At 66.9% G+C, this 26,212-nt stretch carries 20 protein-coding genes and 1 riboswitch; of the genes, 6 read left to right on the top strand and 14 right to left on the bottom strand.

What is annotated here, in order from left to right:
- Nucleotides 1-271: 271 nt before the first annotated feature.
- Nucleotides 272-2,257 carry an OPT family oligopeptide transporter gene (locus BMX85_RS07825; protein ID WP_090317554.1) on the bottom strand — a complete coding sequence of 662 codons (1,986 nt, stop codon included), beginning with the start codon at nucleotides 2,255-2,257 and terminating at the stop codon, nucleotides 272-274.
- A 130-nt stretch (nucleotides 2,258-2,387) separates the two neighbouring features.
- Between BMX85_RS07825 and ylqF the strand changes: the two genes are divergently transcribed.
- Complete coding sequence (gene ylqF, locus BMX85_RS07820) at nucleotides 2,388-3,338, top strand: ribosome biogenesis GTPase YlqF (protein WP_090315541.1); 951 nt, start codon at nucleotides 2,388-2,390, stop codon at nucleotides 3,336-3,338.
- Nucleotides 3,339-3,341: 3 nt separating this feature from the next.
- Here the strand turns inward: ylqF and BMX85_RS07815 are convergent, their stop codons facing one another.
- Nucleotides 3,342-4,154, bottom strand: coding sequence for a DODA-type extradiol aromatic ring-opening family dioxygenase (locus BMX85_RS07815; RefSeq protein WP_090315538.1), 813 nt, complete (start codon nucleotides 4,152-4,154; stop codon nucleotides 3,342-3,344).
- A gap of 129 nt (nucleotides 4,155-4,283) precedes the next feature.
- A riboswitch (cobalamin riboswitch) is annotated at nucleotides 4,284-4,478 on the top strand.
- Between the two features lie 82 nt (nucleotides 4,479-4,560).
- Here BMX85_RS07815 and BMX85_RS07810 point away from each other — a divergent pair.
- The 3 genes from BMX85_RS07810 (at nucleotide 4,561) to BMX85_RS07800 (ending at nucleotide 7,808) form a co-directional block, all read left to right on the top strand.
- Nucleotides 4,561-6,552 (top strand): TonB-dependent receptor, encoded by a 1,992-nt coding sequence (locus BMX85_RS07810; protein WP_090315537.1) that lies wholly within the window; start codon nucleotides 4,561-4,563, stop codon nucleotides 6,550-6,552.
- Between the two features lie 130 nt (nucleotides 6,553-6,682).
- Nucleotides 6,683-7,015, top strand: coding sequence for a hypothetical protein (locus BMX85_RS07805; protein ID WP_090315535.1), 333 nt, complete (start codon nucleotides 6,683-6,685; stop codon nucleotides 7,013-7,015).
- 46 nt (nucleotides 7,016-7,061) lie between these two features.
- A complete protein-coding gene (locus BMX85_RS07800; protein WP_090315533.1) occupies nucleotides 7,062-7,808 on the top strand; it encodes an SDR family oxidoreductase in 747 nt (248 codons plus the stop codon).
- Nucleotides 7,809-7,814: 6 nt separating this feature from the next.
- Here BMX85_RS07800 and BMX85_RS07795 read toward each other — a convergent pair whose 3' ends face one another.
- Genes BMX85_RS07795 through BMX85_RS07770 form a run of 6 tightly spaced genes read right to left on the bottom strand, consistent with a single transcriptional unit; the run spans nucleotide 7,815 to nucleotide 13,417 of the window.
- Nucleotides 7,815-8,675, bottom strand: a complete 861-nt coding sequence (locus tag BMX85_RS07795; protein ID WP_090315530.1) for an efflux RND transporter periplasmic adaptor subunit — start codon at nucleotides 8,673-8,675, stop codon at nucleotides 7,815-7,817.
- Between the two features lie 23 nt (nucleotides 8,676-8,698).
- Entirely contained in the window at nucleotides 8,699-8,899 is a 201-nt protein-coding gene (locus BMX85_RS07790; protein WP_090315529.1) for a DUF1656 domain-containing protein, read from the bottom strand.
- A complete protein-coding gene (locus tag BMX85_RS07785; protein ID WP_090315527.1) occupies nucleotides 8,889-11,036 on the bottom strand; it encodes an FUSC family protein in 2,148 nt (715 codons plus the stop codon). The genes BMX85_RS07790 and BMX85_RS07785 overlap by 11 nt, the downstream gene beginning before the upstream one ends.
- Before the next feature lie 13 nt (nucleotides 11,037-11,049).
- Complete coding sequence (locus tag BMX85_RS07780) at nucleotides 11,050-11,547, bottom strand: MarR family winged helix-turn-helix transcriptional regulator (RefSeq protein WP_090315525.1); 498 nt, start codon at nucleotides 11,545-11,547, stop codon at nucleotides 11,050-11,052.
- 55 nt (nucleotides 11,548-11,602) lie between these two features.
- Nucleotides 11,603-13,045 (bottom strand): efflux transporter outer membrane subunit, encoded by a 1,443-nt coding sequence (locus BMX85_RS07775; RefSeq protein WP_229210343.1) that lies wholly within the window; start codon nucleotides 13,043-13,045, stop codon nucleotides 11,603-11,605.
- Nucleotides 13,046-13,066: 21 nt separating this feature from the next.
- On the bottom strand, nucleotides 13,067-13,417 hold the full coding sequence (locus tag BMX85_RS07770) for a hypothetical protein (RefSeq protein ID WP_090315522.1): 351 nt from the start codon (nucleotides 13,415-13,417) through the stop codon (nucleotides 13,067-13,069).
- Between the two features lie 182 nt (nucleotides 13,418-13,599).
- On the opposite strand from BMX85_RS07770, the gene BMX85_RS07765 reads away from it, so the two are divergent.
- Nucleotides 13,600-13,998 (top strand): hypothetical protein, encoded by a 399-nt coding sequence (locus tag BMX85_RS07765; RefSeq protein ID WP_090315521.1) that lies wholly within the window; start codon nucleotides 13,600-13,602, stop codon nucleotides 13,996-13,998.
- 6 nt (nucleotides 13,999-14,004) lie between these two features.
- Here the strand turns inward: BMX85_RS07765 and mgrA are convergent, their stop codons facing one another.
- From mgrA to BMX85_RS07750, 3 genes are all read right to left on the bottom strand, one after another.
- Nucleotides 14,005-15,042 (bottom strand): L-glyceraldehyde 3-phosphate reductase, encoded by a 1,038-nt coding sequence (gene mgrA, locus BMX85_RS07760; protein ID WP_090315519.1) that lies wholly within the window; start codon nucleotides 15,040-15,042, stop codon nucleotides 14,005-14,007.
- Nucleotides 15,043-15,119: 77 nt separating this feature from the next.
- Nucleotides 15,120-15,698: a superoxide dismutase [Fe] gene (sodB, locus tag BMX85_RS07755; protein WP_090315518.1), complete on the bottom strand. Its 579-nt coding sequence runs from the start codon at nucleotides 15,696-15,698 to the stop codon at nucleotides 15,120-15,122.
- Nucleotides 15,699-15,823: 125 nt separating this feature from the next.
- A complete protein-coding gene (locus BMX85_RS07750; RefSeq protein WP_090315516.1) occupies nucleotides 15,824-16,804 on the bottom strand; it encodes a LacI family DNA-binding transcriptional regulator in 981 nt (326 codons plus the stop codon).
- Between the two features lie 252 nt (nucleotides 16,805-17,056).
- Between BMX85_RS07750 and BMX85_RS07745 the strand changes: the two genes are divergently transcribed.
- The gene (locus tag BMX85_RS07745; RefSeq protein WP_090315514.1) at nucleotides 17,057-18,055 is read left to right on the top strand and encodes a glucokinase; all 999 of its coding nucleotides are present in this window, start codon (nucleotides 17,057-17,059) and stop codon (nucleotides 18,053-18,055) included.
- 4 nt (nucleotides 18,056-18,059) lie between these two features.
- Here BMX85_RS07745 and xseA read toward each other — a convergent pair whose 3' ends face one another.
- The 3 genes from xseA to BMX85_RS07730 form a co-directional block, all read right to left on the bottom strand.
- A complete protein-coding gene (xseA, locus tag BMX85_RS07740) occupies nucleotides 18,060-19,421 on the bottom strand; it encodes an exodeoxyribonuclease VII large subunit (RefSeq protein ID WP_090315512.1) in 1,362 nt (453 codons plus the stop codon).
- Between the two features lie 210 nt (nucleotides 19,422-19,631).
- Entirely contained in the window at nucleotides 19,632-25,250 is a 5,619-nt protein-coding gene (locus BMX85_RS07735) for an Ig-like domain-containing protein (RefSeq protein ID WP_090315511.1), read from the bottom strand.
- Complete coding sequence (locus tag BMX85_RS07730) at nucleotides 25,247-26,098, bottom strand: sulfotransferase family protein (RefSeq protein ID WP_090315509.1); 852 nt, start codon at nucleotides 26,096-26,098, stop codon at nucleotides 25,247-25,249. The genes BMX85_RS07735 and BMX85_RS07730 overlap by 4 nt, the downstream gene beginning before the upstream one ends.
- Between the last annotated feature and the right edge of the window lie 114 nt (nucleotides 26,099-26,212).

Here is a 26,212-nt window from a genome sequence, read left to right as displayed (position 1 = left end):
GTGGATGGCCTAAATGCTCGCCATCGTCGGATCGACCCGGCGAACGATGGTGTGCCTGGACGGGGCGGCGGTTCCTGGTCGCGGCGATCCTCCTTGCGGTCGGACCAGCGGAAGCACACTACGCCCTGCTCGAGCGGTTCCAAAAACAACTCCGGGGTCAGGTCTGACATTGCTACACGTCCCGGGCCGTGGTGCGGGCGTTTGCCCGCTACGGCACAGTTCGTGTAGCAATGTCAGACTCGACCCCGGAGTGGCGGGTTGCTGCGTTTGATCAGGCGTTGACGGCGTGGCCGTTCTTCGACGACCAGCGGTACAGGCCCACGACCACGACCGTGGCGACGATCAGCGAGATGATCATCGTGTGCGCTTCGCTCAGCGAGTTGTGGATGGCCAGCGGTTCGCCTTCGCCCGACAGCACGATCAGGCCGGCCAGCGCGACGTTGAACAGGCTCTCGCCGACGATGAAGCCCGACATGATCAGCACCGCCAGGCGCTTGGCCGTTTCGCCGCCGGCCGATTTGCCGCAGGCGCGCTCGAAGAAGTAGCCGGCCACCGCGCCGATGACCACCGGCGTGATCACCGCGCTGGGCAGGTAGATCGCCAGGCCCACGCCCAGCGGCGGCAGGCTGTATTTGTCGTTGCTCGATTTTTTCAGCACGAAGTTGATCGCCACCAGCACCAGCCCGACCAGCACGCCGTAGCCGAGCAGGTTCCATTGCAGGTTGCCGCCGATGACGCCCTTGGCCAGCGTCGAGATCAGCAACGCCTGCGGCGCGGCCAGCGGCTGGTCCGAGATCGAGTCGAGGTTAGGCGCGCCGACGAAACCGTTGGCGTGGTTGAGCAGTTCCAGCACCGGCGGCACCACGCACGAACCGGCGAACACGCCGATCAGCAGCGCGACCTGCTGCTTCCACGGCGTGGCGTCGACCAGCTGGCCGGTCTTCAAATCCTGCAGGTTGTCGTTGCCGATCACGGCCACCGCCAGCACCACGGTGGTGACGAACAGCGCGAAGGCGATCAGCGCCTGCGCCACTTCCGGACCCATGATGCTGCGCCCGACCATGCCCACGCTGAGCGCCGCGCCCAGGATCGTCAAGATGGCGATGCCCGACACCGGCGAGTTGGAGGAGCCGATCAGGCCCGCCATGTAGCCGCAGACGGCGGCGGCCAGGATGCCCGCGACCAGGATGTAGCCGATGCCGACCGCCACCAGCGGCAAGGCGATCGACGACAGCGGGCCGCCCTGCAGGAAGCTGGTGAGCAGCCAGCCGGCCGGCACCATCGCCACCAAGGTGACCAGGCCGACGATGAAGATCGGCATATCCATCTCGGTGCGATCGAGCACGGCGCCTTCGAGCTTGGCGCGGCGCGCCGTGTCCATGGCCGATTTCAGGCCGCCGAAAATCGGCTTGGCCAGGCCGGCCAGGGTGATGATCGCGGCGATGCCGATCACGCCCGCGCCCATCATGCGCACTTCGGTTTTCCAGATGCCCAGCGCGTGGCCGGCGGCGTCGACGCCGGCGGCGGCCGGGGTCAGGGACGTCATCAACGGCACCATGATGCCCCAGGCGATGACCAGGCCGGCGAGCATCGCCAGGCCGACCGTGATGCCCATCAAATGGCCGGCGCCGATCAGCGCCAGCGAACCGGAGGCGCCGATGCCGGTGGCGCCGGCGCCGGTGCGGAAGTAGAACGACAATTCACCGGCCATCAGCTTGACGGCGGCGCCGGCGGCGAACAGCGCAGAGCTGACGGCGCCCAGCACCACCGCGCGCAGGCCGGCCTTGCCCTCGGCGGCGCCGGCGCGCGAGGCCGTGCCCACCTTGAGCACCTCGGCGGCGGCGACGCCCTCCGGATACGGCAGGTTCGATTGCGACACCAGCGCGCGGCGCAGCGGCACCGTGTACATCACGCCCAACACGCCGCCGATGGCGCAGGCGCCGAAGGTCGGCCAGAACGGCACGTGCGCCCACCAGCCGATCATCAGCAGGCCTGGCAGCACGAAGATCACCGACGCCAGCGTACCGGCGGCCGAGGCGATCGTTTGGACGATGTTGTTTTCCTGGATGGTGGCGTTCTTGAAGGCGCTCAACAGCGCCATCGAGATCACGGCCGCCGGGATCGACGTGGCGAAGGTCAGGCCCACTTTCAGGCCCAGGTAGACCTGTGCCGCCGTGAATACCAGCGTAATCAGGATGCCCAGAATAATGCCGCGGAGGGTGATCTCCCTCGGGTTGGACGGTGCAGCTATGCTCATCTTCAGCACTCCGGTTGAAAAATATTGTTTATATGGTCAGAAAAACGGAAAAGCGACTCATGATATCCGAATCCCGGCCGGGCCAGCAGGTAAAATAGCGGATTGTCAGAACGATTTTGAAGGTCAGAGCATGTCGATACAATGGTACCCGGGGCACATGAACGCCGCCAAGAAGAAGGCGGCGGAGCAGATGGAGAACACCGATCTGGTGATCGAGGTGGTCGACGCGCGCCTGCCGGAGGCCAGCACCAATCCGATGGTGGAGGAGCTGCGCAAGTTCCGCCAGCGTCCGTGCCTGAAGATCCTCAACAAGATCGACCTGGCCGATCCCGCCGCCACGGCGGCGTGGGTACAGTATTACAACGCGCAGGAGGGCGTGACGGCGTTCGCGATGACCACCAAGAAGCCGGCCGACGTCACGCGCGTGCCGGAACTGGCCAAGCAATTGGCGCCGCACCGGGGCGTGCCGACCAAGCCATTGCGCATCATGATCATGGGGATCCCCAACGTCGGCAAGTCGACCCTGATGAACGCGCTGCTCAAGCGCAAAGTGGCCAAGGTCGGCGACGAGCCGGCGGTGACCAAGCAGCAGCAGAAGCTTTATCTGGACAAGAACACCATCCTGGTCGACACGCCCGGCATGCTGTGGCCGAAGATCGCGCTGCCCAGCGACGGCTTGATGCTGGCCGCCAGCCACGCCATCGGCTCGAACGCGCTGATCGAGGAGGAGGTGGCGGTGTTCCTGGCCGACGAGATGCTGAAGTACTACCCGCAGTTGCTGGTGGCGCGCTACGGCTTCAAGGATATCGAGAAGTTCGACGGCATCGCGGTGGTGGAGGGCGTGGCGGCCAAGCGCGGCTTCCGCCAGAAGGGCGGCGACCTCGATTTCGAGAAGGCGTCGCATACCTTCCTGGGCGACTACCGCAGCGGCACCTTGGGCCGCATCTCGCTCGAGACGCCGGCGTCGCGCAAGGAGCGGTTGGATACGTACGCGGTGGAGGCGGCGGCCAAGGCGGCCGAAAAAGCCGCGATCGCCGAAGCCAAGGCCGCCGAATACGCCAAGGGCAAACGCGGAACGTAGTCCCTACGCGCCGCCGAACCTGAAGCTGCTGACGGCCAGCGATCCCATAAACGCATCCTCGTGATACGGCACGGACGCCGGCTCGTCCTCGGCCGCCCCCAGCGCCACCATCAGCGGCAGCAAGTGTTCCTCGCGCGGATGCGCCATGCGCGCGGCCGGCGCCTTGTCCCACTCGATCAACGCCGCCGTGCGCTCGGCCGGCGGCAGCGCCATGGCCGCCCGCAGCCAGCCGTCGAATTGATGCGACGCCGCCGCGCCCTGCGCGTTGAACGCCCGCAGGTTGTGGTAACTCAGGCCGCTGCCGATGATCAGCACACCTTCCTTGCGCAAAGGCGCCAGCAGACGTCCGACCGCCAGATGCGTCCGCGGATCGAGTCCGTGCTTGAGCGACAGCTGCACGATCGGCACGTCGGCGTCGGGATACACCGGGTACATGGCGCTGAAGGTGCCGTGGTCGAAGCCGCGCTGCCCGTCCAGTTGCGCTGGATGGCCGCCGTCGTCGAGCAGCTGCTTGATGTGCGCGGCCAGTTCCGGCGCGCCCGGGGCGCTGTATTGGACTTCATAGGTGTGCGGGGGGAAGCCGCCGTAGTCGTACAACATCGGCGGCCTGGCCGACGACGACAGCATGAAGTCGCGGCCTTCCCAGTGCGAGGTGACGACCAGCACCGCTTTCGGCGTGACGCCCACTTGGCGCGGGATGTCGCGCAGCGAAGCATCCAGTTTTTTGTACAGGTGGCCGACCGTGTCCATCATGAACGGCCACGGGCCGCCGCCGTGGGACAGAAAATAGGTGGGGAGGGTTTGGGTGCTGCTCATGGCAATGCTCCAGGTATGGTGTTGATATCCATACTATAGGGACGCCGGGGCTGGCAATCAATGCGCGAAATGTAGATAGGTCATATCGAAATGCTGAATGATCCTTTGGAAGCCGCGTTGTTGGCAGGCGTATAATGCCCGGGTTCTGGTGCCTGCGCATGTGCTCACGTGCGCGGTTAAACGGGAAACACAGGGCCGCTTCCGCATTCCGCGAAGCGGCCAAGGTGTGCTGCCCCCGCAACGGTAACGCCCGCGCTTTGTCGAGAGTCGCTCCGACGACAGCGCCGGCCAGCCCGGATATCGGCCAGACAGGGGGGAGCGCGCGCCGTCGACCGGCGCGCGGCTTCCGTACACTTCCGACCTGCGGGGACGCAGGCGCGGATGTCTCTTTTGAAAACGATCTGCCATGAATTCCTTCGCGTTTGTTCCGCCTTCGGCGCCACGTTTGCTGGCCGCCGCCGTTTCCCTTTGCTTCGTTGCCGTCACCCCTGTCGCCGTCATGGCGCAAGACGCCGTCGGCGCGCAGGTCGCCCAGGTGCTCGCACCGGTCGTCATCACCGGCTCCCGCTTCGACGCCGATCCCGCCTTGGCACCGATCGGCGCCACGGTGATCTCGGCCGACGACATCCGCCGCGCCGGCGTCAGCGACGTCAATTCGGCGATCCGCAAGATCGGCGGCGTCTACGGCCGCCAAAGCCTGAACGGCAGCCCGGATTTCGATCTCGACCTGCGCGGCTTCGGCACCAACAGCAGCCAGAATCTGGTGATCGTGCTCGATGGCGTACGCCTGTCGGAAAATGAACTGAGCACCGCCATCCTGTCGACCATCCCGGTCGATACGGTGGACCGTATCGAAATCACGCGCGGCGGCGCCAGCGTGTTGTACGGCGACGGCGCCACCGGTGGCGTGATCAACATCGTCACCAAGAGCCCGGACAAAAACACCCGCCGTGGCAGCGTGTTCGTCGAGGGCGGGCGATTTAACGCCGGCGAGGCGCGCGTCTCGGCCGCGCAGGCGTGGGAAGGCTTCGCGGCCGATGCGACCCTGGGCCACCAGCGCACCGACAACTACCGCGACAACAACGAATTCAAGCAAACGCAGTTCAGCGGCGGTGCGCAGTGGTTCAACGACGCCGGCCGCGTCGGCTTCCGCTATGAAGGCGCGCGCCAGGACATGCGCCTGCCGGGATCTCTGACCGAAGCGCAGTTCAACGCCAATCCGCGCCAGGCGAGCACGCCCGACGACCATGGCTCGCTCGATAGCGACCGCTTCACCATCTTCAGCCAGTATCGCCTGGCCGGCTACGATCTGGCGGCCGACCTGTCGTACCGTAAAAAGACGGTCGATTCGTCATACTTCTACGATGGCGGTTCGTCGATCGGCACCAGTGAAAGCAAACAGATTCAGTTCTCGCCACGCGTGCGCCGCCTGGGCGAGATCGGCGGCCTGCTCAATGAAGTGGTGGCCGGCGTGGACTTGAGCAAGTGGGAGCGCACCGCCGCCACGGCCGACGCCGAGCAGAAGTCGAAGGCGATTTATCTGCGCGACGAGCTGCGCTTCGACGCCGCGCATCAAGGCCGGATCTCGGCCGGTGTGCGGCGCGAGATCTTCGACAAGGATTTCAGCGATCCGGCGGGCTTCGGCAGCACGGGCTACGACGTGACGCAGGGCTTGAACGCGTGGGAGCTGCAGGCGAGCTATATGCCGCTGAACGGTTTGACGGTGTTCGGCAAGGCGGGACAAAGCTACCGGGTCGCCAATGCCGACGAAAACGCCTTCACGCGCGTGATCAACGCGTCGCTGCAGCCGCAAAAGTCGCACGACCTGGAACTGGGCGCCAGTTATGCCAATGCCTCGCACAAGGTCACGGCGCGCGTATTCCGTCACAACCTGAGCAACGAGATCTTCTACGATCCCACCACGTTCGCCAATGTCAACCTTGATCCGACCAAACGCCGGGGCTTCGAGCTCGATGCGGAGCAGCGCATCGCCGCCGATTGGACCGTCAGCGCGCACTACCAGCACGTCGACGCCAAGTTCCGCGAAGGCGCCAACAGCGGCAAGCAGATGGTGCTGGTGCCCGAGAATACGCTGGGCGCGCGCCTGAGCTGGACCCCGGCCGACGGACAGTCGGCCGACATCGGAACGCAGTGGGTGGACAATCAGCGCTACGGCTCGGACTTCGACAACAGCTGCGCAGGTAAAATTCCGGGCTTCGCCACCGTCGACGCCCGCTATGCCCGCAAGTTCGGCCAGTGGGAGTTCGCCGTCTCCGGCCTGAACCTGACCGATAAACGCTACTACTCGCAGGCTTATTCCTGCGTGGACGGCGTCCACAGCGGCATTTACGCTGCGGACGGCCGCCAGTTGAAACTGTCGGCGCGCTACGAGTTTTAAGCGCGTTTTAACGTCCTTCCCGGGCGCGAACGGCCACCTCGCGCCTGAAAAGTGGTAATCTCCGCTCGTGGCGTGGTAGACGTGTCACCCGCCGCGCAAGGAAGCGCTTTAATTTGGAACGGGTACGAAAATGAAAGAAATCAGCGACGAACGCAAGGCCGCCGAAGGTAAGGTGATGCATCTCTACAAGGAGTCGTCACCGGTCATCGAGACGCTGTTCGAGTGGGCGTATATCAACCATGTCGCATGGAGCTTGGTGGTGGTGTTGCTGGGCTTTGTCTTCTGGCTGGTGGTCGCCTTGGCCAACGCGGAAAATCAGCGCTATGCGTTGATGACCAAAAAGTGCGAAGACCCGATGTTCAAGGGCGAAGTCGACAAAAAATGCCTGCGGACGGTCGATTCGCGCGACCACTGGTGGCAGCACGTGACCTACGCGCTGAAAAACACCAGTCCGGAGAAGTAACCCAGACCACAAGCCCGCGCCAGCGGGCTTTTTTACGAGGCGAGCGATGAAACAAGTGATGGTGGTGACCGGCAGCAGCCGGGGCATAGGCGCGGCGACGGCCTTGATGGCGAGCCGCCGAGGCTACGCCGTCTGCATCAACTACGTCAGCAACGGCGACGCGGCCGAGGCGCTGCGCGCGCAAATCGCCGGCGAGGGCGGCGAGGCGATCGTGGTGCGGGGCGATATGGGCGTGGAGGACGACGTGCTGCGCCTGTTCGCGGCGGTCGACACGCAATTGGGTCCGATCACCGCGCTGGTCAACAACGTCGGCGTGCTGGAACAGCAGTGCAAGCTGACGGAGATGTCGGCCGAGCGGATGCAGCGCGTTTTCACCACCAACATCATGAGCGCTTTCCTGTGCGCGCGCGAGGCGGTTCGGCGCATGTCGACGCGCAGTGGCGGGCAAGGTGGCGGCATCGTCAACATCTCCTCCGGCGCGGCCCGGCATGGCGGCGCCAATACCTACATCGACTACGCGTCCTCCAAGGGTGCCATCGATGTGATGACCCTGGGCTTGTCGAAGGAAGTGGCGGAGGAGGGCATCCGCGTCAACTGCGTGCGGCCCGGCGTCACCGACACCGAGATCCACGCCAGCGGCGGCATGCCGGATCGCGTGGCGCGGATGGCAGCGAGTTTGCCGATGGGCCGCGCGGCCCGCTCGGAGGAAGTCGCCGAGTCCATTTTGTGGCTGCTGTCGCCGCAGTCGTCCTACGTCAGCGGCGCGATCCTGGATGTCGCCGGCTCGCGCTAGTTTCCGTCAGCTGTGGATCACCACCGTGCAGGTGGTGCCGGCCACCAGCGCCAGGTCCTTGGGCTTCCGGTCGATATGGATGCGCACCGGCACCCGCTGCGCCAGCCGCACCCAGTTGAAGGTGGGGTTGACGTCGGCCAGCAGCTCGCGTCCGACGCTGGCGTCGCGGTCGGTGATGCCGTGCGCGATGCTCTCGATATGGCCGTTCAGCTGCGCCGCGCCGCTCATCAAGCGAACCTGCACCTGGTCGTTCAATTTCAGCAGCGGCAGTTTGGTTTCCTCGAAATAGCCCACCACGTAGAACGACTCGCTGCCGATGACGGCCAGCTTGGCCGCGCCGACGGCGGCGAAATCGCCCGCGTGCACATTCAGGTTGGTGACATAGCCGGCCACCGGCGCGCGCACCACGGTGCGCTCAAGATTGAGCTGCGCCAGATCGCGTGCGGCCAGCGCGGCCTGGTATTGCGCCGACGCGGTGCCGACCGCGAATTGGGCCGTCTCCATGCTCTCGGCGGAGATGATGGAGCTGTCCAGCGCCGCGCGGCGGCTGGCCTCCTTGCTGCGGCGGCCCTTCTCGACCTGCTGCGACGCCAGCATGGCGTTGGCCTGCGCCAGCGCGTTCTGGTAGCGCGCCTTGTCGACGACGAACAGCACGTCGCCTTGCTTGACCATCTGGTTATCGCGCACCATCACGTCGGTCACGGTGCCGGCGACGTCGGCGCTGATGGTGACCACGTCGGCCTTGATGCGGCCGTCGCGGGTCCACGCCGATTCCATGTACTGGTCCCAGGCGGTGCGCCCGATCCACAGGGCCGCCGCCAGCAACAGCATGGTCAGGAAAAAGCGGAAGATTTTAGATGCGCTCACGTTAGCTCTCGAAGATGATGGGGTTATTTGTACAGGGTTAGCAGCAGGGCGCCGAAGATGCAGACGAACAGGCAAAGGCGCACCAGCGCCGGATGCCAGCTTTGGCGGTACGCGCCGACGTGGCTCAAGACGCTGTCCAGCGCGACCTGCAGCAGCAGGCTGACGAGGAACAGTGGCAGCACGCCGGGCAGCAGGACGCCGAAAAAGTCGATTTCACGCGGCATGGTGGGGTTCTCCGGTAGATAGCTGGTCCAGCAAGGACGTGTAAATGGAATGCAGGTCGGTCAGCGCGGTATGCAGCGGCAGGCGGCGTTCGGGTGCGGCGTCGGCCAGCACCGCGCGCACCGCCGTGCCGGCGTGCAGCAGCGATTCCAGCGCGGTCGCGCCGTGCGCCGGCGTTGGCGCGCGCAGGTAGCCGGCCAGGTTGCGCACCACCTGTTGCAGGCCGTGGCGCGCGGGGCCGGCCGGCGAGGCGGCGACCAGCTGCCGCAGTTCGATCACGGCGTGGCCCAGTTCCAGCAAGGTCAGTCCCTGCCGCACCACCGAGCGCGCCGCTTCGCTCGGCGCCGGCCCCGAAGCGGCGTTCAACTGGCTTAGCAGGTCGCGCACGCGGTTGTCGAAGCGGCGCTTGAGCCGGTGCAGCGGCGCTGTGCAGGCGTTCAGCGCCTCGCGCCACAGCGCGGCGGCGACGTGGCCCTTGTGGCCCATCGTGTGCTCGGGCAGCACCACCTTGAACATCACGTAGGCCACCACCACGCCCATCGTCAGCGACAGTTCGCTGCTGATAAAAGCCTCCACGTCGTAGTGCATCTGGTTGGCCGGCACCAGCAAGGTCGCGGAGAACATGCCGATGCCGATCCCCACGCCGGCCCATTTGGGACCGGTGCTCAGGTAGGAACCCAGCGCCAGCAGCGGCAAGGCCGCCAGCACCATCGGGCCGAAGTCGTCGGCGCGCGTCATCAGCAGGAACTCGGTGAGGAAGGCCAGCGGCATGGCGATCAGGAAGCCGGTCAGCACCTGCTGCACTAGCGCCGTCGGCCGCGGCGACGACGACGCCAGCGCGCAGAAGATCGTCGCCATCAGGATGGCGTTGGCGGCGTAGGGCCAGGCCAGCCAGTACCAGGCGGCGGCCGTGATCAGCAAGGTGGCACCGGCCCGGAAACCGCTGGCGATGACAATGGCCGGCGGCGTCTTAGGCGTGTAGGCGCCGGGATCGCTGACCTGCTGGCGCTTTTCCCGCGCCAGGCCGTGGTACAGCGCCGCGAACTGCTCCAGGTCGCGCACGAAGCGGTCCAGCAGTTCGACCGCCGTATCGAAGTCGATCTGTTGCGGGCGCCCGTCGAGCGGCTCGGCCGCCAGCCGCGCCCGCGCCGCCGCGATGTCTTCGGCCAGTTCCACCCGCATCCGTGCCAGCCGGCCGGCGGTCAGGTCGGGCTTCATCGCCTGCGCCAGATGCGCATGCATCGGCTCGACCAGCTCCAGCACGTGGCCGGTGGCGTTGACGCGCAAGCGGTGGACCAGCCGGTGCAGCGTGTAGAAGGTGGTCAGCACCGTCATGAAAGCGGCGTTGAAGGCGTGCAGCTGGCGCGTGTGGGAGCGAGCGTGGTCGGCCTCGAAAAAGGCGGCGGCGCGGCCCGACTCCAGCGCGGCGATATCGGCGGCGAACTTCAGGTGGTTCAACTCCGCTTCCGCCGGCGACAGCCGCTGCTCCAGCACCTGCTGGCAAAAGGTGATGAAGCCGGCGTAGCGCGTCTGCACGGTGCGCATGACGGCCTGCGAGTGGCGGCGCGGGAAAATCACGTCATGCACCACGGCCGCGCAGATGATGCCCAGACCGACCTCGGTCACGCGGGTGACGGCCAGGGTGAACACATGGGCCGGCGCGTCGATGGCGGGAACGACGATCATGCAGGCGGTGTAGCCGGCCAGCACGAAGCTATAGGATTGCTGGTTGCGGTGCATGGCGGCGCCGCCGGTGCACAGCGCGACCCACAGCGCCACGCCGATGAACAGCACCGGCGGCGATTGCGGGAACAGCGCCACCAGCAGCAGCGAGGCCGCGCAGCCGACCAGCGTGCCGAGAAAACGGTAGAAGGCTTTTTCCAGCACCATGCCGCTGCTGGGCAAGGCCAGGATGACGGTGGTGGCAAGCGCGGTGGAGGGGGAGTCGAGGCCGAGGCGGAACGCCAGCCACAAGGCGGAGAAGGCGGCCAGCATGGCCTTGGCGACGAAGACCCAGCGCTGGCCTTCGGTGTTGAACCAGCCGGCGGTTTCGGCGCGCAACCACGCCGCTCCCTTGTTCACCGCTCCCCGCGCCGCTGTGTGTTCCTGTGTTGGCGTGGCGGCGGAGGGAGGGTTCATGGTGTCGGTTCGTCTATGTAAGTGCTTCGAGGTTGTTCAACTGCCGTTTCAGCAGTGCTTCCAGTTGTTTGACTTCTTCCGCGTCGTAGCCGTCGTAGGCGTGGGTGGTCGCCGCCCATACTTCCGGCAGCACCTTGGCGATCAGCGCGCGGCCGCTGTCGGTCAGCGAAATCATCACGCAGCGGCGGTCGCCCGGACGATTGCCGCGCGTGATCAGTCCCTGGGCTTCCAGGTCGTTGCACACGCGCGTCAGGTTGGCCGGCTTTTCCATGCAAGCCTCGCCCAGGGTGGAGGCGGTGGAGGTCTCGTCGTCCGAGCCATACAGCACCGCCAGCACCATGTAGCTGGCGTCCACCAGGTCATATTTGCGCAGCGCGGCATTGCTCAAATCTTTCATCCGTTTTTGGATGTGGTAGGTCATGCGCAACAGGCGCATCAGATCCTCGGGGAAGTCCGGCATGCGGGCATGGATGTTTTTCAGGCGTTTTTTAGTCGCTTCAAAACTGCTCATTGCCTTGCTCCTCTTATAATTTTTGAAGGATTGATTGTACTTGGAAGCCCCCCGGTTAATCCACTTTTATGCCCCCGCCTAGCGCCGACATCAACAAAGCGTAGTTATCCAGTTGTTTGCTCGCCACTTGTGCCATTTGCTGCTGCTCGTTTAACAAAGTCAGCTGCGCGTTGATGACGTTGAGCGAATCGGTCATGCCGGCGTTGTAGGCCCGCTCGGCCAGCTGCTGCTGGCGGCGCGCCGACGCCAGCGCGCGCTGCGCCAACACGTCCTGTTGCTTGACGGAGGCGATGCGCACCACCGCGTTGGCCACATCGGCCATCGCCTGTACCACGGCGGCGTTGTACTGTTCGACCGCGCCATCCCGGAGCGCGGTCTGGTTGCCGAGTTGGGCGCGCAGCCGGCCGCCGTCGAAGATCGGCAGGCTGATGGCCGGCGTGATCCCGCGCATCTGGGAGTGGCTGTCGAGGAAGCGCGAAAAACCCAGCGACTGCACGCCGACGAAGGCCGCCAGGTTGATGTTCGGGTAGAAGTCGGCCTTGGCGCCGGCGATGCGCGCGCCGGCCGCCTCCACGCGCCAGCGCTGGGCGACGATGTCGGGTCGCCGGCCGACCAGTTCCGCCGGCAGCGTGTCGGGCACCGCTTCGCCGTGGCCCGCTTCCAGGGCCAGCTTCGGCCGGGCGATCGTTTCACCGTCGCCCGGTCCTTTGCCGATCAGTGCCGCCAGCTGGTTGCGCAACAGGGCGATCGATTCGTCGATCTGCTCATGGTCGCGCCGTCCCGCCGGCAGTGTCGTTTCAATGTTGGTGACGTCGATGTCGCTCACCAGTCCCGCCGCATGGCGCTTGCGCGTGATCTCGAGGATGCGCTGGCGCTGCGCCAGGTTGTCGGCCACGCTGTCGCGCAGCGCGTAGTCGAGCGACAGCTGGATGTAGCTGCGCACGATGGCCGTCTCCAATGTCAGCCGCGCCATCTGCGCCTCGGCCGACGCCATGCGCACCTCGTCGAGCGCGGCGGCCAGCGCGTCGCGGTTGCGGCCCCACAGATCGAGGTCGTAGGAACCGGACAGGGTGGCGGTGTTCTTCCACGCGTAGTTGCCGGCCAGCGGAGCGGGCACGGTGCTGTGCGCGGAATACAGCTCGCGGTCCGCGCTGGCCGAGGCGTCCACGCGCGGCAGTGTGGCGGCCCTGGCGACGCCCGACAGCGATTCGGCCTGGCGCACGCGCGCTTGCGCCGCGCGCAGGCCGGGATTGTCGGCCAGCGCCGCGCCGACAAGCTTGTTCAACTGTTCGTCGTGCAGCGCTTCCCACCAATGCTCCGCGGGCCAAGCCACGTCGGCGCTGGCGGCGGCGATGGCTTTGCCGGCGTTCAGCTGCGCGGGTTCGAGCGCGACGGCTTGCGGCTCGATGTGGCCCATGTCCGCGCACCCGCCCAGCACCGCCATCGCGCACGCCAGCAGGGCGGCGGCGACGGCGCGGGGCGATGGTTGCCTGGTCATGGTCATCGGCTCGTTGCGCTGTTAGTTGGCGAAGTGCTTGCGGGTTTGCGCGACGTCGAAGTCGGCTTCCGTCTGCAGCAGCGTGCCGTTTTTGCGCGCTTCGAGGAATTCCGCTTGAACCTGGGCGCGGGTCAGGCCGGCGGGCTGTTGGGCTTTGCTCGCGGCGACGGTGGTGGCGGCGACGGCGTTTTGCGCGGCGGTGCTGCTGGTCGCGGCCTTGGTGGCGCCGGCGCCGGTGGTGGCAGTGGCGGCGCTGGTGGCGGCCGCGCCGGTGCCGGCTTGCGATGTGGTCTGGGCGACGGCGGCGCCGCCGGCGGCGATGGCGAGAACGATGGTGGCGGCGCGCAGCAGGTTGTTGGTAGCGGTGCTCATGATGTACTCCTTCGTGTGTGTATGGAGTAACTATATCTATGAATAGTACATTTGTAAAGTAAAAATTTCCTATCGTGTCGATAGGCGGGCGGCCCGGAGGCGTCTCCCCTATATGCGAGTGGGCGCACGGACCGGCCGCCGCCGCGGTGGTCCAATCGGGTTTTCATTGGAAGGAGCACATCATGTCTGACAGTACACTCGACCCCGATAACATCCCGGCAGGTAACGATCGCGTGCTGGGGCGCGGCCACGGTACCCGTTCGCTCGGCCCGAGCGATAACTCCGACAGCGGCAGCGACGTGGCCGGCAATCCGGACCTGGCGCTCGACAGCGACACCGATGCCGAAGGCACCGGCGAGCGTGGCGACGTCGGCATCGACAGCGTGGAGGCGGGCGCCGACATCGGCTTCGACCATATCGAAACCATCCCGGGCGCCGATGCGATGGTGGACGGCGATTTCCACGACGTGGTGCCGTTGGAGGACGACGGCAGCGTGCCGGATGACGACGTGGCGCCGGATCAAACGTTGGAGCGTGGCGAGAAGTCGCGGCTTAACGGGCAGCCGGCTTCCCGCCAGTAAGTGCTTCTATTTGTGGACGGACGATACCGCCCACAAATTGATGTCGCCTTCCTTGGCTTGCTGGTCGATCGCGGCCAGTTCGTCGGCGCTGAAGTGCAGGTTCTTCAGCGCGGCGACGTTCTCGCGGATCTGCGCACTGCTGCTTGCGCCGATCAGGGTCGACGTGATGCGCGCGTCGCGCAGCACCCAGGCCAGCGCCATCTGCGCCAGCGTTTGTCCGCGCGCCTTGGCGATCTCGTTGAGGGCGCGCACGCGGGCCAGGTTCTCCTCGCTCAAATGCGACGCCATCAGCGAACCGCCGCCCGGACGGTTGATGCGGGCGTCGGCCGGAATGCCGTTCAAATATTTGTCGCTCAGGATGCCCTGAGCCAGCGCGGTGAAGGTGATGCAGCCGATGCCCTGCTTGCCCAGGGTGTCGAGCAGGTCTTCCTCGATCCAGCGGTTCAGCATATTGTAGGACGGCTGGTGGATCAGGCACGGCACCTTCCACTCGTGCAGCAGGCGCGCCGCTTCGGCGGTTTTCTCCGCCGAGTACGACGACACCCCCACATACAACGCCTTGCCCTGCTGGACCGCGTGCGCCAGCGCGCCCATGGTTTCCTCCAGCGGCGTGGCCGGGTCGAAGCGGTGCGAGTAGAAGATGTCGACGTAGTCGAGGCCCATGCGCTTCAGGCTTTGATCGAGGCTGGCCAGCACGTACTTGCGCGAGCCGCCGCCCTGGCCGTAGGGGCCGGGCCACATGTCCCAGCCGGCCTTGGTGGAGATGATCAATTCATCGCGGTAGGGCTGGAAGTCGGACTTGAACAGGTGGCCGAAATTCGATTCGGCCGAGCCGTACGGCGGACCATAGTTGTTGGCCAGGTCGAAGTGCGTGATGCCCAGGTCGAAGGCGGTGCGCAGCATGTCGCGCTGCGAGGCGAGGTTGTTGGTGTCGCCGAAGTTGTGCCACAGGCCGAGCGACATCGCCGGCAGCTTCAAGCCGCTGCGGCCGCAGGTGCGGTACTGCATTTCTTCGTAGCGGTGGGGTGAGGCGAGGTAGGTCATGGGTGTCTCCAGACAGGTTAAAAAAAAGCCCGGCCCTCGCGACGAGGACCGGGCTTTTTCGGTGGTGCCTAGTTCATTCAGGCGAAGTTGGCCGCCGCGAAGTCCCAGTTGGCCAGCTTGAAGAAGGTCTCCAGGTACTTCGGACGCACGTTGCGGTAGTCGATGTAGTACGCGTGCTCCCACAGGTCGCAGGTGATCAGCGCTTTGGCGTCGGTGGTCAGCGGGGTGGCGGCGTTGGAGGTGTTGACGATGTCCAGCGAACCGTCGGCCTTTTTCACCAGCCAGGTCCAGCTCGAACCGAAGTTGCCGACGGCCGACTTGGTGAACTCTTCCTTGAACTTGTCGAACGAACCCCACTTGGCGTTGATCGCCTCGGCCAGCGCGCCGTCCGGTGCGCCTTTGCCGTTTGGCGTCAGGCTGTTCCAGTAGAACGTGTGGTTCCACACCTGGGCGGAGTTGTTGAACACGCCGCCGGACGATTTCTTGATGATCTCTTCGAGCGACAGGTTCTCGAACTCGGTGCCCTTGATCAGGTTGTTCAGGTTGGTGACATACGTCTGGTGGTGCTTACCGTAGTGGTATTCCAGGGTTTCTTGCGAGATGTGCGGCGCCAGGGCGTCGATGGCATATGGCAGTGGTGGCAGGGTATGTTCCATTGTTGTTCCTTTGTTTGGGGTGTTAAAACCGAGGGTGAATTATGGCGAAACGTTCATCATTGTAAAGCGGATGCGCCTTCCATGCTCAAAAGGCCCGCTTTCCGTGTGGATACTCGGTGGCGCGCTCAGCGCACCCGGCGCGTGGTCTCGCGCACGATCAGTTCGAGCGGCGGAATCTCGCCCTGGGCGTCCTCGCCGTTGATCACGCGCAGCAGCGCGTGGGTGGCGATGCGGCCGATGTCGTACAGCGGCTGGCGGATGGTGGTCAGCGGCGGCGTCGTGTACGACGACCCCGGCAGGTCATCGAAGCCGACCAGCGAGATGTCGTCCGGCACGCGGATGCCCTTGCGGTACAGGGCCAGCCGTGCGCCGTAGGCGCTCAGGTCGTTGGCCGCGAACACCGCCGTGAATTGCTGGTGCGTGTCGAACAAGCGGTTCATCGCCATCATGCCGCTGGCCTCGTGGTAATTGCCCTCGACAATCAGATGCGGGTCGGCGTCGATGTTGGCCTCCTCCAGCGCGCGCCGGTAGCCGGCCAGGCGCTCGTCGGCGTCCATGTTGTTGGCCGGGCCCGAGATGAACGCGATGCGGCGGTGGCCCAGGTCGATCAGATGGCGCACGGCAAGATAGGCGCCGTATTCGTTGTTGATCTTGAAGCCCAGCGCGGTGCGGGTCTTGAGTTCGCGCCCGGTCGAGACGATCGGCCGTTGGGTGGAGAAGCCGAGCACGGTCTCGTCCGAGATGCGGCCCGACAACAGGATGATGCCGTCGACCTTGCGCGCCAGCAGCAGGCGGATGCGCTCGGCCTCCTCGTCGGCGTTCCAGTGGCCGCTGACGATGACCGACGCGTAGCCGGTGCCCTTGAGGCCGTCGTCGACGCCGCGCAGCGTCTCATCGAAGAACGGGGAGGAAATATCCTGCACCACGATGCCGATGGTCAGCGAGCGGCCTTTTTTCAGTCCCTGCGCCATCTGGTTGGGGGCGAAGTTCATCTTGGCGATGGCCGCCAGCACGGCCTCGCGCTTGTCGTCGGAGACCTTGGCGGTGCCGTTGAGGATGCGGGAAACCGTACTGGGCGACACTCCCGCCTGGCGTGCAACATCCATCAGCGTCGATGGGCCGGAGTGGGGGGAGAGATCTGCCAAGGGGAATTCCTGTTATTTAAATGTTATGAAAACCTTTTCACCCAAGGTTACCATATTCACTATCCTTTCGGCCAGTTCCGGCGCCGCATTGACTTTGCGCCGCGGCGGGTATTTAATGAAAACTGTTTTTGAAAACGATTTCATGAGGGTGCTGCCGTATAATCCGCATCACAAAGTCGTACATCGCGGCACCCACAATAAAAAGGAAGAGACATGGATCGCGCAAACTTTTCGCACCTGGCGAACGGCCCGCGCCTGTTGGCCGACATCGGCGGCACCAGCGCCAGCTTCGGGCTGGAGACGGCGCCCAACCAAATTGACGCCATCTGGGTCACCGAGTGCGCCACCTATCCGACGCTGGGCGCGGCGCTGGTGGCCTATTTGTCGCAGCCGGCCACGGTGGCGGCGGGCGGCTACCAGGCGCGCTTCGCCGGCATCGCCATCGCCAATCCGATCGACGGCGACTGGGTCACCATGACCAACCACCACTGGTCGTTCTCGATCGAGGCGGTGTGCTCGCAATTCAGCCTCAAATCGCTGGTGGTGGTGAACGACTTCACCGCGCTGGCCAGCGCCTTGCCGTACCTGGCGGCGGACCACAAGCGCCAGATCGGCGGCGGCGTGGCGCGCGCCGGCGCGACCATCGGCCTGGTGGGCGCGGACGCCGGACTGGGCGTGTCCGGGCTGGTGCCGTCCGGTGTCGCCGGCCGCTGGATCGCCATCGACAGCGAGGGGGGGCACAGCACCTTCGCGCCGATGAACGAGCGCGAGATCGAGATCCTGCGCTATGCGCGCCGCTATCACGAGCACGTGTCGAGCGAGCGGCTGGTGTCGGGCATCGGCCTGGCGCTGGTGTACCGCGCGCTGTGCGAGCGCGCGCGGGTCGAGCCGCGCAACCTGAACACCAACGAGATCATGGAGCAGGGCTTGCATCGCCTGTGTCCCGTGTGCGAGGAGACGCTGGAGGCGTTCTGCGAGATGCTCGGGACGGTGGCGGGCAACGTGGCGCTGACCCTGGGCGCCAAGGGCGGCATCTACATCGGCGGGCGCATCGTGCCGCGCATGAGCGAATTCTTCGAGCGTTCCGGCTTCCGCGCGCGCTTCGAGCAGAAGGGGCGGTTCTCGGATTATCTGTCGCACATCCCGACCTTCGTCATCACCGAGGAGTATCCGACCTTGATCGGCATGTCGGCGATGCTGTCGGCGGCCTAGCCGGTTAGTCCAGCGACGGCTGCACCGAATCGACGCCCACTTGCGCGCTGCCCTCGGCCAGCCGCAACGTCAGCGTGCTGCGCGGGCGCAGTTGCGCCGGCGCGCGCACGATGGCGCCCTTGTCGTCGGTGACGATGGCGTAGCCGCGCTCCAGGGTGCGCTGCGGATTCAATAACTCCAGTTGCGACGACAACGCCGCCAGCGCGTGGCGGCGCCTGCCCAGTTGCGTGGCCACGCTGATCCCGGCGCGATGGCGCAGGCCGGCCAGCGCCGAGCGCGCCGCCCGCACATCGGGCTTGTGCGCGGCCATGCGCCCGCTCAAGCGATCGAGCTGGTAGCGCGACTGCGACAGCGGCATGCGGTTGGCGTGCATCATCGCCGCCGACAAGGCCAGCAGCTTCAAACGCTGCTGCTTGATCTGCGCGCCCGGATTGAGCAGGCGGCGCGCGTGGCTATCGAGTGTTTGCGTGGCCTCGCTGACGCTGCGGCGCATCGCGCGGCGCAAATCGGTGGCGTCGGCGCGCAGCGACGCCAGCCAGTCGGCGCGCGGCGTGGCCGCCAGTTCGGCCGCCGCCGTCGGCGTGGCGGCGCGCAGGTCGGCGGCGAAATCGCAGATCGTGAAGTCCGTCTCGTGGCCGACGCCGGAGATCACCGGCATGCGGCAATTGGCCACCGCGTAGGCCACGTCCTCGTCGTTGAACGACCACAAGTCCTCGATGCTGCCGCCGCCCCGGCAGACGATCAGCACATCGCATTCGTCGCGCAGCGAGGCCGTGTCGATGGCGTCGGCGATCTTCGCGGCCGCCAGTTGTCCCTGCACCGGCGTCGGATACAACACGATGCGCACGTGCGGCGCGCGTCGCTTGAGCGCCGTCAGCACGTCGCGCAGCGCCGCCGCCTGCGGGCTGGTGACGATGCCGATCGCGCGCGGGAACATCGGCAGCGCGCGTTTGCGGTCGGCGTGGAACAGGCCCGCCGCGTCCAGCTTTTCCTTCAGCCGCTGGAACGCCTCGAACAGCGAGCCGACGCCGGCGCGGCGGATCGCCTCGACATTGATCTGGTAGTCGCCGCGCGCGCCGTACAGGGTCACCAGCGCGCGCACCTCGACCTTGTCGCCCTCGCGCGGAATGAAGTCGGCGTACTGCGCGCGTCCGCGGAACATCACCGCCCGCACCTGCGCCGCGTTGTCCTTGAGCGTGAAGTACCAGTGGCCGGAACTGGCGCGGGTGAAGTTGGACACTTCGCCGCCGATCCACGCCAGCGGGAAGGAGCGCTCGAGCAGCCGCGCCACCGCCTGGTTGAGCGCGGTCACGGTCATCACGGGGGCGGCGGCGGGGGCGGAATCGGAGCGGTCGTCGAACATCATCGGTTTCAAAAATATAAACTATCCACACTATGTGGGATCTGTAACACAGCGGTCACAGTGCACGTGAAGCGGTAGGTATTATAGATAGGGTCATGATTTTAAAGGCTAATATTTCTGCCTCATTTGCAGGCATCGAATAAAAAGCCTTACGGATCAAGCACTTTAGCTTCCGCGATGGCAGTTACACACAAAGTTATCCACACAAACTGTTCATGACGAGATCTGGAAATCCCAGTTCTGCACGCCTATCTTGTGGATATCCATTTCGGCCGACAGCGTGAACAGTTCCGCCACCCGCTCCAACGACATGCCTCCGGCCATTTTATCTATCCAAAAAGCAAGCCCGGGAGCGTCGCTGTGGCGCCTGAAGATGCCTTGATACAGCAACTCGATGTCGTGCCCGCTGTCGCCGTTGAACACCATCGGGTGCCGCGCCTGGGATTCCGCCGACTGGATGATGGCGAGGGCGATCCAGCCCATGCTCGCGCCGCTGTCGTAGAACGTGGCCCAGAACTCGGCGCCGAGATGGTCGGCCTGGCGCCCGAGGACGCTCTGATACAGGCCCGTGATCGACGCCAGCGACGCCGGGTTGTCGACGCCGAGCGTGGTGTCGGCGAACTTCAGGCTTTCGGCGTTGATCACCAGCGCGTGCTGCTGCGGTTGCGCCTTGGCGGTGACGATGGCGTAGCCCCGGTGCAGATCGATCGTGTAGTTGGCGCTGGCGCCGTTGAAGGCGGCGCTGTCGTCACCGAGGCCGCCGTGCAGGATGGTGGTGGTGTCGGCGGCGGCGGCCAGCGCGCGCGATGCCGACACGGCGGCGGCCATGGCACCGGCCGTAGCCGACGGTGAGTTGTACGCCAGCGCGTCGGCGCCGCCGCCGGCGAACACCGCGCCGCCGCGCGCGGACGAGACGGTGAACTGCTGGCTGGCGGCGTCGCCGGTCAGGATTTGGCCGTCGGTGTTGCCGGTGACGTTGACGGCGCCGACGACGGCGGCGAAGTCGGTCGCGTTCAACACCAGGTTGCTGCCGGGGGCCAGATCGCTGGCGTCGATGACCAGTGCCGTGCGCTGGCTGTCGGTGCTGGTGCCGGTCAGGGTCAGCGATCCGGTGGGCGCGGTGGCGCCGCTGATCGGGACGACGGTGCTGACCAGCAGCGGCGTGGTCGCTGCCAGCTGGCCCAGGAAGGCCACGCCGTTGCCGGTCAGGTGGCCCTGGTCGGCCGCCGGATGGTCCGGCGTCACGCCCAGGATGGCTTGGATCAATTGGTCGGTCGAATTCCCGACCGGCCGGCTGGCGCCGCTGGAGGCGGTCAGTCCGAAGCCGGGCGCGATTTGCGCCAGCAACAGGTTGGCGCCGCCGCCGGTCACCAGCGGAATGTCGGCCACGCCGGCGTTGCCGCTCGATTCGGCGCGGTCGCCGGCGACGATGCCGATCACGGTCTGGGTGCCAAGGCCGCCGCCGGGCAGCGCGACCGGCGTCTGCACCACCGCCACGCCGTCGATCGTGGTGGCGGGCGGCGTGGCCGGCGGCGGCGCGGCCTCGATGGTCAGCGCCAGCGCCGCGCCGGCGGCCGAGGCGTTGCCGGCCGCGTCGAACTGTTTGGCGGTGAGCGTGTGCGCGCCGACCGCCAGCGCGCCGCTGGTGATGCTCCAGTTGCCGGCGCCGTCGGCGGTGGCCGTGCCCAGCACCGTGGTGCCGTTGGTGTCGTACAGGCGCACCACGGCGCCGGCCAGCGCGGTGCCGGTCAGCACCGGCCGGGCGACGTTGGTGAGGTTGTCGCCGGCGGCGCCGCTGTCGCTGGCGGCGGCCAGCACCGGCGCGCCCGGCGCCGCCGGCGCCAGGGTGTCGATGGTCAGCGACAGGCCGGCGCTGGCGATGGAGATGTTGCCGGCGCGGTCGGTCTGCACGGCAGTCAGCGTGTGGGCGCCGTCGCCCAGGGTGGCGGTGGCGGTGCTCCAGGCGCCGCTGCCGTTGGCGGTCGCCGTGCCCACCACCGTCAGGCCGTCGGTGTCGAACAGGGTGACGTCGGCGTTGGCCTCGGCGGTGCCGCTGATCGTCGGCGTGGCGTTGTTGGTGATGCCGTCGCCGACGGTGCCGCTGTCGCTGGCGCCGGCCAGCGCCAGGGCGGCCGGGGCGTTGGCGTTGGTGTCGATGACCACCGCCAGCGCGCCGCCGGCGGCCGAAGCGTTGCCGGCGGCGTCGGTGGTGCGCGCCGTCAGCGTGTGGCTGCCGACCGTCAGCGCGCCGCTGGTGATGCTCCAGTTGCCGCCGCCGTCGGCGCTGGTGGTGCCGACCTGGGTGGCGCCGTCGAACAGATTGACGGTGGCGTTGGCCTCCGCCGTGCCGGTGAAGGTCGGGGTGGTGTTGCTGGTGATGGCGTCGGTGGGGGAGGCGCCGCTGTCGCTGCCGGCGCTCATCGCCGGCGCGCTCGGCGCGGCCGGCGCGGTGTGGTCCAGCGTGTAGGTCTGGCCGGACGTGTGGCCGCCGACGATGGCCACGGACGAACCGTTCTGGATGCCGGTGCCGCTGGCGTTGAGGTCCAGCCGCAAGGTGCCGTCGCCGCCGATGCCGTTGACGGTGACGGTGTAGGTGGCGCCGCTGCCGCTGACCGACGCGATGGTGCCGGTGGCGGTGCCGCTGGCGGTCAGCGCGAAGTCGCTCGCGCCGACGCCGGTGACGCTTTGGTCGAAGGTGACCGTGTAGCTGACCGAGGTGGCGCTGGCGGCCACCGTGCCCGGCGCGGCGGCCGCGCGCACGATGGAACTGACGGCCGGGGCGTCGACGACGGTGACGGTGAAGGTTTGGAAGGCGTCGTTGCCGGCGGCGTCGGTGGCGCGCACGTAGATGTGGTAGCTGCCGGCGCCCAGAGTCTGCGCCGCCACCAGACTGGTGCCGGCGAAGCTGAACTTGGCGTTGTCGGCGTCGATGGTGCCGTTGCCGACCGCGAAGTCGTACACGACGGCGCTGGTGTCGGTGGAAGAGGCGGTGGCCACGGTGGAACCGTTGGTGGCGCCGGCCAGCGCGATGGTGGTGGCGCTGAGCGCCAGCGCGGTCGGGCCGATCGTGTCGAGCCGGTAGGTGTAGGCGCTCGATGCGGCCGAGATGTTGCCGGAGACGTCGGTCTGTTTGGCCGTCAGGGTGTGGGCGCCCTCGGTCAGCGCGCTGGCGGTGATGCTCCAGTTGCCGGCGCCGTCGGCGGTGGCGCCGCCCACCTGGGTGATGCCATCGCTGTCGTACAGGCGCACGGCGGCGCCGTTCTCGGCGTGGCCGGTGATGGTCGGCGTGCCGACGTTGCTGATGCCGTCGCTGGGGGAGCTGCCGCTGTCGCTGGCGGCGTTGGCCCCGGTGACGGTCGGCGCCAGCGCGATGGTGTCGATGTTGAGCGTCGGCGTCAGGCCGGCCGCGCCGCTGTTGCCGGCCACGTCGGTGTAGCTGCCGCCGGCGACGGTGATGCTGGCCGCGACGCTGTCGGTGGCCACCGCCGGCGTGAAGGTGGCCGTGCGCGTGAGCCCGGTGCCGGAGATCGCGCCCAGGGTGCCGCCGCTGACGACCACGTCGCCGCTGCTGCCGTTCCACGTGAACGTGGCGCCGGGGTCGCTGCTGAAGGTGAAGGTGATGGTGGCCGTCTCGCCGGCCTTGAGGCTGTTGACGTCGCTGGTGATGGTTAGCGTCGGCGTGGCGGTCACGATCGTCACGCTTTGCGTGGCCGAGGCGGCGCCGGTGTTGCCGGCGGCATCGGTGGCCTTGACGCTGACGCTGTGCGCGCCGGCCGCCAAAGCGTTGCTGGTGAGCGTCCAGTTGCCGCCGCCGTCGGCGGTGGTGGTTTGCAGCAGGGTGGTGCCGTCGGTGTCGTACAGCCTGACGGTGGCGTTGGCCTCGGCGGTGCCGGTGAAGGTCGGCGTGGTGTCGTTGGTGATGCGGTCGGACGGGCTGGTGCCGCTGTCGCTGGCGCTCGCCAGCGCCGGGGTCGACGGCGCCGACGGCGCCAGGGTGTCGAAGGTCAGCGACGGCGTGGCGCCGGCGCCGCCGCTGTTGCCGACCGTGTCGGTGTAGGTGCCGGAGGCGACGGTGATGCTGGCGCTGCCGCCGTTGGTCGACGCGGTCGGCGTGAAGGTGGCCGTGCGCGTCAGGCCGGCGCCGGAGATGGCGCCCAGGGTGCCGCCGGTGACCACCACGTCGCCGACGTTGCCGTCCCAGGTGAAGCTGGCGCCCGGGTTTTCACTGAAGGTGAAGGTAATGGTGGCCGTCTCTCCGGCCTTGAGCGTGGCGACGTTGCTGGTGATGGCCAGGGTCGGGGCGATGCCGTCGACCACCAGCGCCTTGTTGGCGCCCAGCGAGCCGGCGGTGCCCGGCGTGGGCAGGGTCAGGGTGGCGGCGGCGGCGCCGACGGTCTGCGTGATGCTGCCGCCGTTGAGGCTGAGCGCGCCGGTGCTGAAGACGTCGAGGTCGCTGGTGCTGTCGCCGGCCTGCACTGTGTAGCTGAACGTCAGCGTGGTGCTGCCGCTGCCGCTGGCGTAGTTGATGGCGCGGCCGGCGCCGCCGGTGGCCAGCGTCAACTGCGGCGTGCCGGCCACCGTAACGGCGGCGTCGAAGGCGACCTGGATGCTGATGGTGTCGCCGACCTTGTAGCTGCCGTTGGCGGTGCTGGAGGTGATCGAGGTCACCGACGGCGCGGGCGGCTGGATATTGGTCAGCACCAGATCCTCCAGCACCAGATAGAACATCTTGCCGCCGTTTGAGTTGGCGTCGGCCGTCACCTTCAGCGTGGCGATGTTGGTCAGGCCGGAGAACGTCGCCGTCAGGTAGTTGGCGGGGTAGGTGGGGGTGCCGGGTGTATAGAAGACCTGGGTCGAACCGACCTGGTTACCGGCCGTGTCGTAGCCTTTGAAGAGCAAGGTTTGCACGCCGGCGATCTGGGTGCCGACTCTGATCGAGGTCGGCGTGAAGACCTGGCCGGCGACGAAGGACATCGTCAGCAGCGTTTCGCCGCTGGCGGTGCCGGCGTCGCTGGCAACATAGCCGCCGAAGTCGATCACACCCTCGTTCTGGCCGTCGATCTTCAACCGGTAGCCGCTGTTGCCAGAGACGTTGTAGATGACGTCCTGGGCCGGCAAGTAGCCGCCGGCGTTGGCGAAGTTTCCGGGAGTGTTGAAGTTGACGGTGGCGCTGGGAATCGCCAGCGTTTGCTGGTACAACGTCGCCAGCGCCGGGTCGACCACGGCGGCGGTCTCGATCTGGCCGCTGGCCACTTCGAGGCGCCAGTCGCCGCCCATCGCGGTGGCGCCGGTCAGGTTGGCCGAGGCGGCCACGTCGGCGCCGGTGACGTCGGCCAGGCGGTCGATGAAGGCGGCGCCGGCGCTGCCGGCGCCGACCTCGCAACCGTACAGCAGGATGTCGCCGCCGTCGGCCATGGCGCGGCCTATCGCATCGAGCTCGGCGCGGTGCGTGTCGAGATTGCCGCCGTCGAGCTTGAGCGCGCCGAAGTTGACGGCCGCCGTCGCCCCGTGCGAGATGATGTGCAGCGCGTCGATGCCACCGCGCCCGGCGAGGATGGCGGCGATCTGCTGCAGGCCGTCCTGGCCGGCGTCGAGCACGTGCACCTCGCTGCCGGCCAGGCCCTTGAGCAGGGTTTCCAGGTCGGCCACGTTCGACTCGATGAAGGTGATCTCGCTGCGCTGGGCGATCGCCAGCGGCGGCTGTTCGGGGGCCAACGCCGGGGCCGCCGGCAGGGACGCCGCCTCGGGCGCGCCGGCCAGGATCTGCAGGCGCCATGGCGCGCCGTCGTCGTCGAGCTGGCTATGGGTGCCGTTGGTGTGCTGGCTGATCATGATGGATTCCCTGGCAGTGCCGGTTGGTTGCTGATCACATTCGCGCGACTGCCGCTGCGGTCGCCCCAGAAGGACAGCTTGGAATATTTTTCAAACAAGTCGGGCGGCAGGAGGGTGCGCCGCGCCTGGAACTCGACCTTGGCGCGCACCCGGTGCAGGCCGGGCACGCCCAGTTGCAGGTCGAAGTCGACGGCGTCGTACTCGATGCGCTCGAAGTCGTGCGCGAACGCCGGCTCGCCGATGAAGTCGTAGATCAGCGGGATCACCTGTTGCGGCGCGCGCGACAGCAGGTCGTAATCGACCACCAGCAGCGACTCGGCCTGCTCGCCGTAATAGGCCTCGCGCAGCGCGGCCCAGGCCGAGCCGACCATCTGGTCGTGCTGGACCAGGCCTTCGAGCCGGGTGTAGACCGAGCCGCGCCCGCCTGCGTGGTTGAACAGGCGCGTGTTCTCGTACGGGTTGGCGCGGTACAGGCGCTCGATGCTGTCCATGACCCAGGCGACGTTGCGCACGCAGGCGATCACCTTGGCACGGGGGAACAGGTCGCGCAGCAGCGGCAGCTTGCCGCACCACAGGCGGTTGGTGTCGAACACCACCTCGCCGGGATTGGTGCTGTAGTAGGCGTCGAACAGGCCGCGCAACAGGGCGCGGCGCTGCGCGGCGTCGACCAGCGTGGCGAATTCGCTGCCGGCGCTGACCTGGCCCAGCAAGCCGGCAGCGAGGCTGGCGACGGGACTGCTGATGCCGGCGTGGAAGCGGGGATTCTGGCGCAGGATGGCCGACAACAAGGTGGAACCGGAACGGGGCAGGCCGGAAATAAAGTGATAGGTGCGGTCGGAGTCTGGCATGGTGGGCGTGCACGCCTACGGGTCGGTGGTCATGGTTTCGACAGGAAAGAGCTTTATTTAACTGTGACATAAATTATAGAAAAAGTTTCTCCCCAATTGTCACAAATGGTCGCG

Origin of the sequence: Duganella sp. CF517, from assembly GCF_900110275.1 — a bacterium.
Classification (GTDB): Bacteria; Pseudomonadota; Gammaproteobacteria; order Burkholderiales; family Burkholderiaceae_D; genus Rugamonas.
This window is presented reverse-complemented; position numbering and strand designations above follow the sequence as displayed.